Here is a 13,185-nt window from a genome sequence, read left to right as displayed (position 1 = left end):
CCAGGACTCCGCGGCGGATTCCCGCCACTGCGCTAGTCTCTGCCTCAAGCTGCGCTACTCCCCCGAGCCCGTCTTATATCCCACCCCGCGCACCGTCAGGATGATGGTGGGGTTCTCCGGGTCCTTTTCAATCTTGGAGCGCAGGCGCTGCACGTGCACGTTGACCACGCGGCTATCGGCGGACTGGCGGTATCCCCACACCCGTTCCAGGAGTTCATCGCGGGTAAAGGCCTGGCCGGGCTTGCGGGCCATCTCCACGAGGAGGTCAAACTCGATGGGGGTCAGCGCCACCTCCTCGCCGTTCCTGCGCACGGAGTGGCTGGGGACGTCGATAGTCACGGCGCCCACCTCAAGGACCTCGCTGGGCTCGGAGTCCGTGCGGCGCAGGCGCGCGCGGATACGCGCCACGAGTTCCTTGGACTTAAAGGGCTTGGTGATGTAATCATCGGCGCCGGATTCCAGGCCCAGCACCACGTCCACGGTGTCCGTTTTGGCCGTGAGCATGACGATGGGCACGGTGGATTCCTGGCGGATAGCGCGGCAAATATCCACGCCGTTCATTCCCGGAAGCATGAGGTCCAGCAGGATGAGATCGGGGGCCTCGCGCTGCGCGGTGGGCACCGCGTCCATGCCATCGGTCACGGCCACCGTGGCAAAGCCCTCCCCCTCTAGCACCAGGGTGAGCATCTCGGAGATCGCGGGGTCATCGTCTACCACCAGGATCTTGGGCATCATCTTTTTATTTTCCCTCCACGAGATCGCGCACTGCGTTGATTACCTCCGACGGCTCTGAGGCTACCAGCCACGGCCCCGCCCACTGCTGCCGCGCCAACTCCCGGTAGGCACCGTAAGTGCGCTCCTGGAGGCCGCCGTCGCGTTCGTACTGATCGCGGGTACGGGTGGCGTCGCTACGCTCCCGCGCCTGGGCGCGTGCCGACGCCACCTGGGGTGCGGTATCCAGCAGCACCTGGAGGTGGGGCCTCGGCAGGCCCAGTTGCTCAAACTCTAGGTCGTAGACCCACTCCACCACCTCCTTGGCCCGCTGCTGCCCCTTCGGGGCCAGGCGAGCGGCGGAATAGGCGGCATTGGAGGCCACGTAGCGATCTAATACGAGGAGGCCGTTGTTTTCATATTCCCGCAATTGAGACAACGCCCCGTGACGGTCCAGCGCAAAAAGGGTGGCCATGCCGTAGACGGACTCCACCAGATCGCCCATCTGCCCGTACAGGGCGCGGCTGGCGAGCTGGGCGTGCACGGATTCCGCATAGCGGGGAAAGGCCAGGCTCTCCGCCCCAAGCTCCGCCCGCAGGGCGCTGACCAGGGTGTTCTTCCCTGCGCCGTCGATGCCTTCTACGCAAATAATCATCAGTAGCGGTAGTGCTCCGGCTTGAAGGGTCCCGCCACTTCCACGCCGATGTATTCGGCCTGTTCCTTGCTCAATTCCGTGAGCGAGCCGCCCAGGGCCTCGACGTGGATACGCGCCACCTTTTCATCCAGAATCTTCGGCAGGCGGTACACCTCCTTGCCGTACTGCTCGGCGTTGCGGAAGAGCTCGATCTGCGCAATGGTCTGATCGGCAAAGGAATTGGACATCACAAAGCTCGGGTGGCCGGTGGCATTGCCCAGGTTGAGCAGGCGCCCCTCGGAGAGCACGATGATGGAACGCCCGTTGGGCAGGGTGAACTCGTCTACCTGCGGCTTGATGTTCTGGCGGCTCACGTCCTCGCGGTGCAGCAGAGAGGCCATATCAATCTCATTATCAAAGTGGCCGATATTGCCCAGCACCGCGTGATCCTTCATGGCCAGCATGTGCTCAACGGTGATGATCCCCAGGTTGCCGGTGGCGGTAATCACGATGTCCGCCTCCGCGATGGCCTCCTCCACCGTGACCACGGGGAATCCCTCCATGAGGGCCTGGAGGGCATTAATCGGATCTACCTCGGTGACCTTCACCCGAGCGCCCTGGCCCTTCATCGCCTCCGCGCAGCCCTTGCCCACGTCGCCATAGCCGCAGATGAGCACGTTCTTGCCGCCCATGAGCATATCCGTGGCGCGGTTAATGCCGTCGATGAGGCTGTGCCGGGTGCCGTACTTATTATCGAACTTGGACTTGGTGACCGCGTCGTTCACGTTCATCGCCGGGAAGGGCAGGGTGCCCTGCTGGGCGTAGTGGTAGAGGCGGTGCACACCCGTGGTGGTCTCCTCGGTGACTCCGCGCACCGTCTCCGCCGTGCGGGTCCAGCGGCGGGCGTCGGCAGCCAGCACCCGGCGCAGCATGGCGTGGAAGGCCACCTCTTCATCGGAATCATCCGGCATATCCTCCGGTACCGCCCCGGCGCGCTCGTATTCCCCGCCCTTAATCACGGCCATCGTGGCATCGCCGCCATCGTCCAAGATCATGTTCGGGGCCTCGCCCTCGCCCCAGTCAAAGATCTGATCGAGGCACCACCAGTATTCCTCCAGGGTCTCGCCCTTCCAGGCGAATACCGCCGGCCCCTCCGGCTGCTCGGGGGTGCCGGTGCCCACCACGACGGCCGCCGCGGCGGCGTCGTCCGTGGAGAAGATGTTGCAGGAGGACCAGCGCACCTCGGCGCCCAGGGCCGTGAGCGTTTCGATGAGCACGGCGGTTTGCACCGTCATGTGAATGGAACCCGCGATCCGCGCGCCCCGCAGCGGTTGCTCCTCGGCGTACTCGCGGCGCAGGGCCATGAGTCCGGGCATTTCGTGTTCCGCTAAGCGAATCTGGTGGCGGCCCGCCTCAGCGAGGTTCAGATCGGCCACCTTGTACGGCAAGGGAGTGCTCATGGGAGGGTGCTCCTTTTTAGGGTTGGATTCTCCCCCACTACCTTAGCGCTAGGAAAGGGCCTCCAAATACACTTCAAGGTCCTCCTGGGTATCGGCGTTTTCCAGCAACTCCCCGGCAACCTCGCGCAATTCTTCATCGCCCGCGCCGATGAGTTCGCGCAGGAAGGGGTGGGCGTCGGCCACCTCCCCGGCGGAAAACGGCGCCCCCGCCCAGATCGACGCCACCGTGGCGGCGGCCAGGCCGTTGAGGTATTCCTCCTCGCTGGGGGAATCCTGCTTGGCGGCCAGCACGCAGGCATCCCGAATGGCCTCCACGATCTCGGCCTCGTCGAGGTTGCCCAGCTCCTCTAGGAACTCCTCGTTGGCTTCCTCGGCAAAGATGGACATATCCCATGCACCCATGATGTTCTTTCCTTTCTTGTATCCCGTCCCGCGCCAGCATCCTCCTGCTGGGTGGTACCGCGCCATACACTGTGCCAACTTACGCGCCATTGCGGGCTCGGTGGTGGCCGCGTGGTGGGAAAAAGATGCTCTTGATTTAACGTTCACTTCTGATAAGTTCGTTATCAGGTTGTTACTTTCATCCGGCTGCGATATTCCCCAGGCGGCACGAGCGCAGCACGCCAGTAAAACACACCGAAAATATCCCCGGCACGGGGCATCGGGAAGAGGAGAAGACAGGTGAACATAAACACGCGCAAGGCGATGGTGTTTATTGCCGTGGGCATACTTGCCGCGGCCGCCATCGGCGTGATCGTGTGGCGGGTGTCCACCCCGTCTCCTCCTTCCGCAGCGGCGCGCTCCCAGCACTCCACCGCAGAAGAAACCTCCGCTGTCGACAAAACCACCAGCGCACCCACCACCACGAAGTCCGGCGAGCAGGAAGAAACCGCAACGCACCGCGATGCCGCGGCCCCGGAGGCACTGGCCGCGCAGCAGCGCGAAGAACACGAGGATGCCTCCACCCTGCTGCGTGCAAAGCCCACGAAGATCTATCGCCCCGATAGCATCTCCGCGCAGGACCTCGGCAAGGATAGCGGCAATGGCGGGGAGAATACCGCCCTTGCCGCCGCGCCCCGCGAAACTGCCGACGCCCCCGTAGCCCAGCGTTCCGAGGCCCCGCAGCCTCCCGCTGAGCCCGCCGCGCCCACGACCCGCACTCCCGTGACACCCCCCAGCGAAAACGTCACTCCCACTCCCGATGAGCCCAGCGGTTATGGCCCCTCCCTTTCCGAGGCCATTGAGCAGGCCCAGGAGGAAATCTCTAAGCTCCCCGGCATCTCCGAGCTCCCCATCCCCTCCCTCCCCTTGGGCGAGGAAAATAATCCCACCTCGGAGGAGCAGGAAGAACAGGGCGGACTGCGCCGCGTGCCGGAGGACGCCGAGGTTCCCACCGAGCCGAGGGCTACCGACGACCCCGCCCCGGCCACGAGCGAGCCCGCCGCTGGCAATAGCGGCAACAGCGAAGAGCCTGCTGCCTCCGAGGCTGCTCTTCCCTCGGCGCTCTTTTCCGCGCGGCGGGATTAAGCGCGCCGGGAATGAAATCCCGAACTCATAAAACCTCGCGGTTATACCCGCGCCCAGAACACCTCGGCTTCTCCCGAGTCAGCACCGGATACCGCCACTTCCTGCTCACAGGCAGGAATCCACACGGCCTCCCCGGCGTGCAGGCGCTCCTCCCCCGAATCTCCCTTTACTGTGGCCGTGCCCTGCGTACACATGAGGATGGAGGGGCCATCGTGGTCCACGCTCAACTCCTGACCGGAGCCAACCTCATGGCGGCTAAGCCGAAACTCCGTGCTGGGCACCGGGTAGGCGCCATCGGCATCGCACTCCACGGTGGGATTGACCAGGGAGTCGAAGGTGAGCAGCCGCACCAATTCCGGCACGTCCACGTACTTGGAGGTCAGGCCGCCACGCAGCACGTTATCGGAGTTCGCCATGATCTCCACGCCCATGCCCTTCACGTAGGCGTGGAGCTGGCCCGCGTCCAGGTAGATGGCCTGGCCGGGTTCCAGGTGAATGTGGTTGAGCAGCAGCGCGCCCAGCACTCCGATGTCTCCGGGGTAGCGCTCTTGAAGGTCGAGCACGGTGCGCAGAACCCCGCCGATCCAGTCCTCGCGCCCGGCCAGGGGGCGGGCCGATTCCACGATGGCCTCGATGAGCTTCACCCGCACCGCGTGGGGAATGGTGATCCAGGTAGTAAAGAGCACCCGCAGGTTATTTTCTTCCTCGCCCTGGTTATCCAGCATGGCGAGGTAGCGCTGCGCCTCCGCGCAGTCTAGGGCCTCGAAGAGTTCGAGGGTGCGATCTAGGGGGCGGAAGCCCGCCATCGCGGTGAACTCCGTGAGCGCCACGATGAGTTCCGGCTTGTGATTATCGTCCTTGTAATTGCGGTGGGCCGCATGAAGGTCGATTCCCTCCACATTCTCCCTGGCAAAACCCTCCTCCGCCTGAGTCTTGGAGGGGTGGGCCTGAAGGGAAAGGGGCTCGGCCGCCGCGAGGAGTTTCAGCAAGAAAGGCAGGCGATCACCAAAGGCGGCCCGCACGCGGGAGCCCAGGTGTGATTCTGGGTCCTGGGCGATGAGGGCGTCGAGAGGCGTGCCCGTGGCGGCCACCACCGAGGGTGAGGCCGGGTGCGCGCCGTACCAGAGTTCGGCCTGGGGGTTCTCCGAGGGAACCGGCTCCCCGCGCAGGCCGGGAATGAGGGTCCGCGATCCCCAGGGGTAGGCCCGAATAATCCCGTTGAGCTTATCCATGTGGTGTTTCTCCTCATTCTTGCTTTTCTTGCTTGCGCCGTGCGCCCTACGAATCCAGCGGTACCGTGGCCGCCAGGGCGCGGGCAATCAGGCATAGCGCCTCGGCGGTATGCCCCTGGGCGGCCGCGGGCGTATTTTGCTCCAAGCCGCCGGGTATCAGGGCCTCCGGGGAGGTCCACACAACGACCTTCAAAGGTAGCACTGCGGGAGCAGCGTCGAGGAAGGGATCAAAGAACGGATCGCGCTGAGCCGTGGCTCCGGCGAGTTCCTGTGGTTCTGCCACCCCGCTGGGCAGTTCGTAGGCGCTCCACACGCGGGCGGCCACCTCGGCTATGGCCTGGGCTATCGGGCCGTGCCCGGTGTGCATGATCTGCGCTCCCGCACACCAAGAACGCAGTTGACGGGCGGGATTGACCACCTCCTCGCGCTGCGGATGAACGCGCTCCACCTCTTCATCCACGGCATCGGCCAGGTGATGAAGGCGGGTGGCGACGAGGTGAGGATCTTCCTCCATGAGATCAATCACTGTTCCCACCGCGGCCAGCGTGCGCGCGGGAGAAAGGGCGGGAGCGGCCTGCGGGGCGTCGAGAAGCACGGCGCGCTCGGGAGCGTCCTCGCGCAACGGCCCTTCCGCGGGACCTGCATAAACGACGGTCGCCCCGCGCGAGGCGGCCACGGACATCGCGCGGGCGGCCTCCTCGTCCTCGGCGCGACTCCCCACGATCACCACGGTGTCCAACGCCCCGATATAACTGGGCAGGGTGCGCGCCACCACCACCGGCACCCGCAACGGCGCTTTGAGCGCCATGAGTAGGCGGGCGCTGGCCTCCGCGATGGTGTCGGTGGCGATGACCACCACGCTGCGCGGGCGATGGCCCACAAGTTCCGGTACCTCGGTGAGCTGGGCGGCCGTGCGCACCTGGGCGCCCTCATAGGCCACCCGGTAAAAGCGCATCATCTCGGCGGAAGGCGTGGTCATGCCCCCGAGGATAGCGTTACTTAAGCGCGGATGATCCCCAGAATCTCGGCCACCAGGGCGTCAATCTCCTCCTTGGTGGGAGCCTCGGCGTTGAGGCGCAGCAGAGGCTCGGTGTTGGAGGCGCGCACGTTGAACCAGGCGGGGGTTCCGGCGAGCTGCACCGTCACGCCGTCGAGAGTATCCACCGATTCCGCGCGATCCTTGAAGGCCTCCACCACGGCCTGCGTGGTGGCCTGTTGATCGTCCACCGTGGAGTTGATCTCCCCGGAGGCCTCGTAGCGGCTGTACTGGCCCATGAGCTCGGAAAGCGGCTGCTCACCCGCGCCCAGGGCGGCCAGCACGTGCATGGCGGCCAGAATCCCGGAATCCGCGTTGAAGAACTCCGTGAAGTAGTAGTGCGCGGAGTGCTCGCCGCCAAAGACGGCCTTGTGCTCGGCCATCGTGGCCTTGATGAAGGAGTGGCCCACGCGGGTGCGTACGGCGGTGCCGCCGTTTTCCTCGATGATCTCGGGCACGGTGTGGGAGGTAATGAGGTTGTGAATGATCGTGGCGCCGGGGTTGCTGCGCAGATAGCGCTGCGCCACCAGCGCGCAGATGGCCGAGGGAGACACCGGCTGTCCCTTCTCATCCACCACAAAGCAGCGGTCGGCATCGCCGTCAAAGGCCAGTCCGATGTCCGCGCCCTGCTCCACCACAAAGCGCTGAAGGTCCTCCAGGTTCTTCGGCTCCAGCGGATTGGCTTCGTGGTTGGGGAAGGTGCCGTCCAGTTCAAAGTAGAGGGGGCGCACGTCCAGCGGCAGCCCCTCGAATACCGCCGGTACGGTGAGCCCGCCCATGCCATTGGCGGCATCCACCGCCACCACCAGCGGGCGAATCTCGCTCAGGTCCACCAGGGAACGCAGGTAGGCGCCGTATTCCCCCAGCACGTCGCGCTCGGAGATGGTGCCGGGCTCGCCCTCATACGCCGGCACGCCCTCCACGAGGGCCTGGGAAATATCGCCCAGGCCCGTATCCTGGCCCACCGGACGCGCACCGCTGCGGCAAAGCTTGATTCCGTTATATTCCGCCGGATTGTGGCTGGCGGTAAACATCGCGCCCGCGCACTGCTGCGAGCCGGAGGCAAAGTACAGCTCATCGGTGGAGGTCAGCCCCAGCAACACCACGTCAAGCCCCTGGCTGGTGGCACCCTCGGCAAAGGCGCGGGATAATTCCGGGGAGGAAGGGCGCATGTCATGGCCCACCGCCAGCGTGGTTTCCCCCTCCTCGCGCAGCAGGCGGGCAAAAGCCGCCCCGGCATCGCGGACGAACTCTGCATCAATATCGCGCCCGACGACACCGCGGACATCATAGGCCTTAATCACGGCAGAGACGGATTCACGGGTGCGCATAAAAAGAAAGTCCTCCTGGGTCGGTGTGCATGGTCACCCGCCCTAGCTTAGTGGCTGCGTGGGACTTAAGGGTTCTCCTCGTCCTCATCACGCACCACACGCAGGTGTGCGCGCCTCCGCTGCTTTTCCTCCGCCAGCCGCTTGGAGCGGTGCACCGGGTGCACCGAGGTATCCGGACGCAGCGCGTGATCCGCGGCCTCCTCCCCCTGCGGATCATGACCCGCCACGAGCCCCGTGGAAAAGCGGCCTGCCTCCCGCACGGCCTCGGCCAGGGCGGTCAGCTCCTCGTCCTCGTCAACGTCGATTCCCTCCACGCGCAGCATCTCCCAGCCCAGCGGGGCGGTAATCCGCTCCGCGTGGTGCGCGCACAGATCCCAGCTGTGCGGCTCCGAGGACGGCGCCAGCGGACCCACCACCGCCGTGGATTCCGCATAGGCGTAGGTGAGCGTGGCTACCGCGGGTTTGCCGCAGCCGGGACGGGAACAGCGACGAAATTGATTCACGCCCATAGAGTCTAGACCTCCACTTGAGATTTGAATACCCCACCGGCGCGCCACCACGGCCCGGCCCCACCCACGCCGTAGGCTTGCGGGCATGTACACCAGGGCTTTCCGGGATCGTCGGCAGCGCGGACTGCGCGGGCCGCTCCTGCCCACCACCCTGCCGCGTTACCGCAGCAGGAGGCAGCTTTTCGACGCCGCCGTGCTCGAAGCCTACGCCCCCCTCGCCGCCCAATTCCACGAACAGCTCGCCAACCTCGACGTGGCCGTGGACACCGTGCCCCGCATGCAACTGCGCCCCGATCTCACGGTGCTGCCCCCCGAGATCGTGGCCGACGGCCCGGTTCCCCTGGGCCGCATTATCCCCGCCGGGGTGGACGCGGCGGGCAATCCCACCCGCTCGCGGATCGTGCTTTTCCGCATGCCCGTGGAGCAGCGCGCCGATACCACGGAGGAACTTCGCGAACTCCTCGCCACCATTCTCACGGCCTTGGTGGCGGCCTATTTGAACCTCGACCCGAGGGATATTAACCCTGATTTTCAGTGGTAAGCATCTATTGCGCCGCCTGCCCTGCCGCCTTATTCTGTGAGCGCCCTCCTTAGTCAATAAAGGAAGCATCATGCAGGAAACGCTCGTATCCGTCAGTTTGCTTGCCCTACTCATGATTATTCTTCCCGCCCTTTTCTGCGGCGGGATCATCGCCCTGATCGAACGTAAAACCCCTCACCGCGTTTCTGCCCAGGCCACGGGGTCTACCTGGCTCCTTGGCACGGCAGCCGCAATCGTCAGCCTGCTCATCAGCGCCTTCGTGCTCGGACTACTCCCCCGCGCCGTCAATAACGAGGACATCGTGGCCTTCGCGCTCCCGATCATCCTCATCATTTTGTTGCCTGTGGGCGCCCGCTTTGCCCACCACCAGATCGCCGGGCCACTCGGCCTCGCGCTCGGAGGTGCGGTGGGCTGCGCTCTTTATTACTGCGTGGATACCCTCATCACGGGGCTGGGCGACGGCTCGGGGTTGTGGTCCCTGGGAATCCTCTACGCCTGGGTATTCTGCGGAATCCCCCTGCTCGTGGTGGCTATTCTATATTCCGCCATCACGAGGAATCGCGCCCCGCAGCGCGCCTGAGTACGAACACCACCTGAGCACAGTATTAGAGCCTCCCGCTTACCTTTCACAGGAAACGGGAGGCTCTATCTCTCCGCACTCTTTAAGAAATCTCGCGCCGCAGGCGGCGGCGTTCGCGGTCGGAAAGCCCGCCCCAAATACCAAAGCGCTCGTCGTGCTCAAGGGCGTATTCCAGGCACTCATCGCGCACGCTGCACGCCCGGCAAATGCGCTTGGCCTCGCGGGTCGAGCCCCCCTTTTCCGGAAAAAAGGCCTCGGGGTCGGTCTGCGCGCATAGGGCCTGCTCTTGCCATTCCTGCTCTACCGCCCCGAAGAGATCGTCAAGAGTCAGCTTGGCTGCGGTGCCGCCACGGAGTGTGGCGTCGTCGGCCATGTCTTCCACGCCACGGTCCCTTCTCCGTATCCAACAGTTGCTTACACTGTTGAGATTCAACACCACGTCACTACATATCGTCAACCTCTACGGCGCCTTTTTCACCGCCGTTTTCCATAGCAGCACGTCAAGAACACCATAAACCACAGTAGTCACAGCTCTTACCGTCCGGGGGTGGCACTCGGGGGCTCTATATATAGTGGTGCCGATTTTTCTGTGCACAATCCTCAGCTGAGCCTAAGCATCGGTAGAAAAGCGCACTCCTCCATCGGGGATCACCACGCCGGGCCACACCCTCATGCCGTCAAGGAGTTCGCAGCGCGCGCCGATCTGCGCGCCCTCACCGATCACGCAGCCCTTGATCCGGGCGTTCGCCCCCACGCGCGCCCCGGAGGCGATGATGGAATCCTCGATCACCGCGCCGGGCTCCACCGTCACGCCGTCAAAGACCACCGTGTCGTCGATACGCGAACCCGCACCGATCTCGCTGCCGCGCCCCACCACGGTGCCGCCCACCAGGATCACGCCGTCGCGCACCCCGGCGGAATCGTCCACCAGGCTCTCCCCGGCGCGTCCTTCCAGCAGCGGGGAGGGGGCGATACCGCGCACGAGATCGGAGGAGCCGCGCACAAAATCATCGGGGCGGCCCATATCGCGCCAATAAGCGGCGTCCACGTACCCGAATACCCGCTTGCCCTCCGCCAGCAGGCCGGGGAAGGTCTCGCGCTCCACGGACACCACGCGGCCCGCGGGAATCTGCTCGATCAGCTCGCGGCGGAACACATAGCAGCCCGCGTTGATCTGATTGGTGGGCGGGTCCTCCGTCTTTTCCAGGAAGGCCTGCACGCGCCCCTCGGCGTCGGTGGGCACGCAGCCAAAGGCGCTGGGGTCAGCCACCCGCACCAGGTGCAGGGTCAGATCCGCCTCGCGCTCCTCGTGGGTGCGCAGCAGCGCACCTAAGTCCATGCCGCTGAGCACATCGCCGTTAAATACCATCGCGGTGTCGTAGCGCAGGCGGTCGTAGACGTTGCGGATACCGCCGCCGGTGCCCAGCGCCTGCTCCTCCACCACGTACTCGATTTCCAGGCCAAAATCGGAGCCATCGCCAAAGTAATCCTCAAAGACCTCCGCGCGATAGGAGGTACCCAGCACCACGTGCTCCATTCCGGCGGCGCGGATGCGCGCCAAGAGGTGTTCCAGGAAGGGGTACCCGGCCGTGGGCAGCATGGGCTTAGGCGTGCTCGTGGTCAGCGGGCGCAGGCGGGTGCCCTTGCCTCCCACAAGAATCACGGCGTCGGTCTGCTTGGGATTCGGCATAGCGCTACTTCGTGGTTCCTTCTTTTTTCGTCTCAGCCCGCGCACGCACAGGCGATAGCGAGAATTATTTTCGCACCCCGGCCCCTCCCATGCAGTGAGACACGCGGAGGGCAGGCAAACCCTGACCCCGCTTATCGACGCCCCCTAACCTAGCCCCGCAGCCGCAGCACCGCCGCGCGAGCCCGCAGACCCACCCACAGCGCGCCGCGCAGGGGCGCGCGCCACCACCCCGGCAAGCGGTCGGCCAGGAAACGATAGGCACTGGCGTGGTGCGCGGGCACCGTCACCCCGGAATATCGGCGCGCCACATGCCCCTGATCGTGCTCGATCACCGCCGTGGGGCAAAGCACGTTATCCTTCCCGGCGCGCCCCAACCGGTCGCCTAAGTCCACGTCCTCCATGTACATGAAATAGCGCTCGTCGAAGCCGCCGATGGCCTCAAAATCCGCCCAGCGCAGCAGCAAGCAGGAACCGGAGAGCCACCCCGCCCGGCGTTCCTCGCTCATGTCCTCCCCCGCCTTATAGGCCCGCGTCCAGGGATTATTCGGCCAGATATTGCCCAGCAGGGCGTGCCCGATGCCGGTGCGCAGGGAGGGCAGGGCGCGGGCCGAGGGGTAAGCGCTGCCGTCGTTTTGGCGGATCAGTGGCCCCACGGCGGCGGCGTTGTCGCGGCGTCGGGCGCAAGCCAGCAACTCATCAATGGAGCCGGGGGTGAACTCCACGTCGGGATTGACCACGAGGAAGAACTCACCGTTAATCTCCCCACGCTCCCGGCGCGGGGCCAGGTGGCGGGCCGCCGCGTTAATAGCGCGCCCATAGCCCAGATTGCCCCCGGTATTCAGCAGTTCCACCCCCGGCCCCACCGCCGCCTGGGGGGAACCATCGGTGGAGCCGTTATCGGCCAGCAACACGTGCGTGGGCAGCGTGGTGGCCGCGCCCAGGGAATCGAGCAGGGCGGGCAGGTGGCGGCCCGGGGAGAATGTAACAGTAATAACGGCAAGGGGCGCGGGGCTCATGGTGCAGAAAGTGTAGCCCTGACTGCCCGGTCCAGGCCGCTGCGCCACTCGGGAAGTTCGAGGGAGCGGCCAGAGGGGGAAGAATCCAGTACCGACCACGGGGGGCGGTGCGCCGCCGTGGGATACTGCTCGCTACTCACCGGCTGCACGCGGGCCGGATCATGGCCCGCCGCCTCAAAGGTGGCACAGGCCAGCTCATACCAGGTGGCCTGGCCGGTACCCGCCAGGTGCATCATTCCCCTGCCCGTTTCCTCCGCGGCCACGTGCCACAGCGCGCGGGCGAGATCGAGTGCAAAGGTGGGGCTGCCGGTCTGATCGCTGACCACCGTGGGGTTGATCCCCTCGTCTGCCAGGCGCAGCATGGTGCTCACGAAGTCCCGGTGCTCCGGCAAGACGTTCCCGCTGAATAACCACGCGGTGCGCACCACCGTATGCTTTCCCCCGGCTGCTACCACCGCGCGCTCCCCCTCCGCCTTGGTGCGGCCGTAGACGGTATCGGGAGCCACGGCGTCGCCAGGCAACAAAGGGCGGCGCGGGGCGGCGGTGCCAAAAACATAGTCGGTGGAAAGGTGAATGAGGTGGGCGCCCTCCTCCGCGCAGCGGCGCGCCAGTAGGCCTGGGGCCTGCGCGTTGAGCGCCGTGGCCTCCGGGGTGTGGGTTTCCGCCGCGTCCACCGCCGTAAAAGCTGCGGCGTTTATCACTACGTCCGCCCCGCGCAGCACCGGCGACTGCCCCACGGAGCGGGGGCTCGTGACGTCGAGAAGCCGTTTATCACACCACGTCACCCGTGCCCACGAGGGTGCGCACAGGCGCAGGCATCTCCCCATCTGGCCCGCGGCGCCTGTGACAACCACCTTCACAGCGATACACTCCTTTGGAGTAGATTTTTGACGTATTTGCCCCCGGATTGTACCCGGA

15 protein-coding genes are annotated in these 13,185 nt (G+C 65.4%); 3 read left to right on the top strand and 12 right to left on the bottom strand.

Annotation, left to right across the window (positions count from 1 at the left end; all coding sequences use genetic code 11):
- Positions 1 to 54 precede the first annotated feature (54 nt).
- Genes mtrA through Clow_RS02925 form a run of 4 tightly spaced genes read right to left on the bottom strand, consistent with a single transcriptional unit; the run spans position 55 to position 3,207 of the window.
- Complete coding sequence (gene mtrA, locus Clow_RS02940) at positions 55 to 735, bottom strand: MtrAB system response regulator MtrA (RefSeq protein ID WP_055175974.1); 681 nt, start codon at positions 733 to 735, stop codon at positions 55 to 57.
- Between the two features lie 4 nt (positions 736 to 739).
- Complete coding sequence (locus Clow_RS02935) at positions 740 to 1,366, bottom strand: dTMP kinase (RefSeq protein ID WP_055175971.1); 627 nt, start codon at positions 1,364 to 1,366, stop codon at positions 740 to 742.
- Positions 1,366 to 2,805, bottom strand: coding sequence for an adenosylhomocysteinase (gene ahcY / locus Clow_RS02930; RefSeq protein ID WP_055175967.1), 1,440 nt, complete (start codon positions 2,803 to 2,805; stop codon positions 1,366 to 1,368). Before ahcY ends, Clow_RS02935 begins: the two co-directional genes overlap by 1 nt.
- Positions 2,806 to 2,853: 48 nt before the next feature.
- Positions 2,854 to 3,207 (bottom strand): DUF4259 domain-containing protein, encoded by a 354-nt coding sequence (locus Clow_RS02925; protein WP_055175964.1) that lies wholly within the window; start codon positions 3,205 to 3,207, stop codon positions 2,854 to 2,856.
- Positions 3,208 to 3,486: 279 nt separating this feature from the next.
- On the opposite strand from Clow_RS02925, the gene Clow_RS02920 reads away from it, so the two are divergent.
- The gene (locus Clow_RS02920) at positions 3,487 to 4,332 is read left to right on the top strand and encodes a hypothetical protein (RefSeq protein ID WP_055175961.1); all 846 of its coding nucleotides are present in this window, start codon (positions 3,487 to 3,489) and stop codon (positions 4,330 to 4,332) included.
- 41 nt (positions 4,333 to 4,373) lie between these two features.
- On the opposite strand, the gene manA is transcribed toward Clow_RS02920, so the two are convergent.
- The 4 genes from manA to Clow_RS02900 form a co-directional block, all read right to left on the bottom strand.
- On the bottom strand, positions 4,374 to 5,564 hold the full coding sequence (gene manA, locus Clow_RS02915; protein ID WP_055175958.1) for a mannose-6-phosphate isomerase, class I: 1,191 nt from the start codon (positions 5,562 to 5,564) through the stop codon (positions 4,374 to 4,376).
- 46 nt (positions 5,565 to 5,610) lie between these two features.
- Entirely contained in the window at positions 5,611 to 6,543 is a 933-nt protein-coding gene (locus Clow_RS02910) for a hypothetical protein (RefSeq protein WP_055175955.1), read from the bottom strand.
- Between the two features lie 20 nt (positions 6,544 to 6,563).
- Entirely contained in the window at positions 6,564 to 7,931 is a 1,368-nt protein-coding gene (locus Clow_RS02905; RefSeq protein ID WP_055175952.1) for a phosphomannomutase/phosphoglucomutase, read from the bottom strand.
- Between the two features lie 65 nt (positions 7,932 to 7,996).
- Entirely contained in the window at positions 7,997 to 8,440 is a 444-nt protein-coding gene (locus Clow_RS02900) for a DUF3499 domain-containing protein (protein ID WP_055175948.1), read from the bottom strand.
- Positions 8,441 to 8,525: 85 nt separating this feature from the next.
- On the opposite strand from Clow_RS02900, the gene Clow_RS02895 reads away from it, so the two are divergent.
- On the top strand, positions 8,526 to 8,981 hold the full coding sequence (locus Clow_RS02895) for a metallopeptidase family protein (RefSeq protein WP_055175945.1): 456 nt from the start codon (positions 8,526 to 8,528) through the stop codon (positions 8,979 to 8,981).
- A 70-nt stretch (positions 8,982 to 9,051) separates the two neighbouring features.
- Positions 9,052 to 9,561, top strand: coding sequence for a hypothetical protein (locus Clow_RS02890; RefSeq protein ID WP_055175942.1), 510 nt, complete (start codon positions 9,052 to 9,054; stop codon positions 9,559 to 9,561).
- An 82-nt stretch (positions 9,562 to 9,643) separates the two neighbouring features.
- Here Clow_RS02890 and Clow_RS02885 read toward each other — a convergent pair whose 3' ends face one another.
- The 4 genes from Clow_RS02885 to rfbD form a co-directional block, all read right to left on the bottom strand.
- Positions 9,644 to 9,934, bottom strand: coding sequence for a WhiB family transcriptional regulator (locus Clow_RS02885; RefSeq protein WP_370871895.1), 291 nt, complete (start codon positions 9,932 to 9,934; stop codon positions 9,644 to 9,646).
- A 237-nt stretch (positions 9,935 to 10,171) separates the two neighbouring features.
- Positions 10,172 to 11,251 (bottom strand): mannose-1-phosphate guanylyltransferase, encoded by a 1,080-nt coding sequence (manB, locus tag Clow_RS02880; RefSeq protein WP_055175936.1) that lies wholly within the window; start codon positions 11,249 to 11,251, stop codon positions 10,172 to 10,174.
- Between the two features lie 149 nt (positions 11,252 to 11,400).
- A complete protein-coding gene (locus Clow_RS02875; protein WP_055175933.1) occupies positions 11,401 to 12,267 on the bottom strand; it encodes a glycosyltransferase family 2 protein in 867 nt (288 codons plus the stop codon).
- Positions 12,264 to 13,127: a dTDP-4-dehydrorhamnose reductase gene (gene rfbD, locus Clow_RS02870; RefSeq protein ID WP_055175930.1), complete on the bottom strand. Its 864-nt coding sequence runs from the start codon at positions 13,125 to 13,127 to the stop codon at positions 12,264 to 12,266. The genes Clow_RS02875 and rfbD overlap by 4 nt, the downstream gene beginning before the upstream one ends.
- Positions 13,128 to 13,185: the final 58 nt, after the last annotated feature.

Source organism: Corynebacterium lowii (assembly GCF_001412085.1).
In the GTDB taxonomy this organism is placed as follows: domain Bacteria; phylum Actinomycetota; class Actinomycetes; order Mycobacteriales; family Mycobacteriaceae; genus Corynebacterium; species Corynebacterium lowii.
Note: the sequence above shows the minus strand (reverse complement) of the source record. Positions and strands in the feature narration are given on the sequence as shown.

What these genes read in the sequence shown, in the direction of transcription:
- mtrA (WP_055175974.1), bottom strand. Translation starts at nt 735, where the DNA reads ATGATGCCCAAGATCCTGGTGGTAGACGATGACCCCGCGATCTCCGAG.
- Clow_RS02935 (WP_055175971.1), bottom strand. Translation starts at nt 1,366, where the DNA reads ATGATTATTTGCGTAGAAGGCATCGACGGCGCAGGGAAGAACACCCTG.
- ahcY (WP_055175967.1), bottom strand. Translation starts at nt 2,805, where the DNA reads ATGAGCACTCCCTTGCCGTACAAGGTGGCCGATCTGAACCTCGCTGAG.
- Clow_RS02925 (WP_055175964.1), bottom strand. Translation starts at nt 3,207, where the DNA reads ATGGGTGCATGGGATATGTCCATCTTTGCCGAGGAAGCCAACGAGGAG.
- manA (WP_055175958.1), bottom strand. Translation starts at nt 5,564, where the DNA reads ATGGATAAGCTCAACGGGATTATTCGGGCCTACCCCTGGGGATCGCGG.
- Clow_RS02910 (WP_055175955.1), bottom strand. Translation starts at nt 6,543, where the DNA reads ATGACCACGCCTTCCGCCGAGATGATGCGCTTTTACCGGGTGGCCTAT.
- Clow_RS02905 (WP_055175952.1), bottom strand. Translation starts at nt 7,931, where the DNA reads ATGCGCACCCGTGAATCCGTCTCTGCCGTGATTAAGGCCTATGATGTC.
- Clow_RS02900 (WP_055175948.1), bottom strand. Translation starts at nt 8,440, where the DNA reads ATGGGCGTGAATCAATTTCGTCGCTGTTCCCGTCCCGGCTGCGGCAAA.
- Clow_RS02895 (WP_055175945.1), top strand. Translation starts at nt 8,526, where the DNA reads ATGTACACCAGGGCTTTCCGGGATCGTCGGCAGCGCGGACTGCGCGGG.
- Clow_RS02890 (WP_055175942.1), top strand. Translation starts at nt 9,052, where the DNA reads ATGCAGGAAACGCTCGTATCCGTCAGTTTGCTTGCCCTACTCATGATT.
- Clow_RS02885 (WP_370871895.1), bottom strand. Translation starts at nt 9,934, where the DNA reads ATGGCCGACGACGCCACACTCCGTGGCGGCACCGCAGCCAAGCTGACT.
- manB (WP_055175936.1), bottom strand. Translation starts at nt 11,251, where the DNA reads ATGCCGAATCCCAAGCAGACCGACGCCGTGATTCTTGTGGGAGGCAAG.
- Clow_RS02875 (WP_055175933.1), bottom strand. Translation starts at nt 12,267, where the DNA reads ATGAGCCCCGCGCCCCTTGCCGTTATTACTGTTACATTCTCCCCGGGC.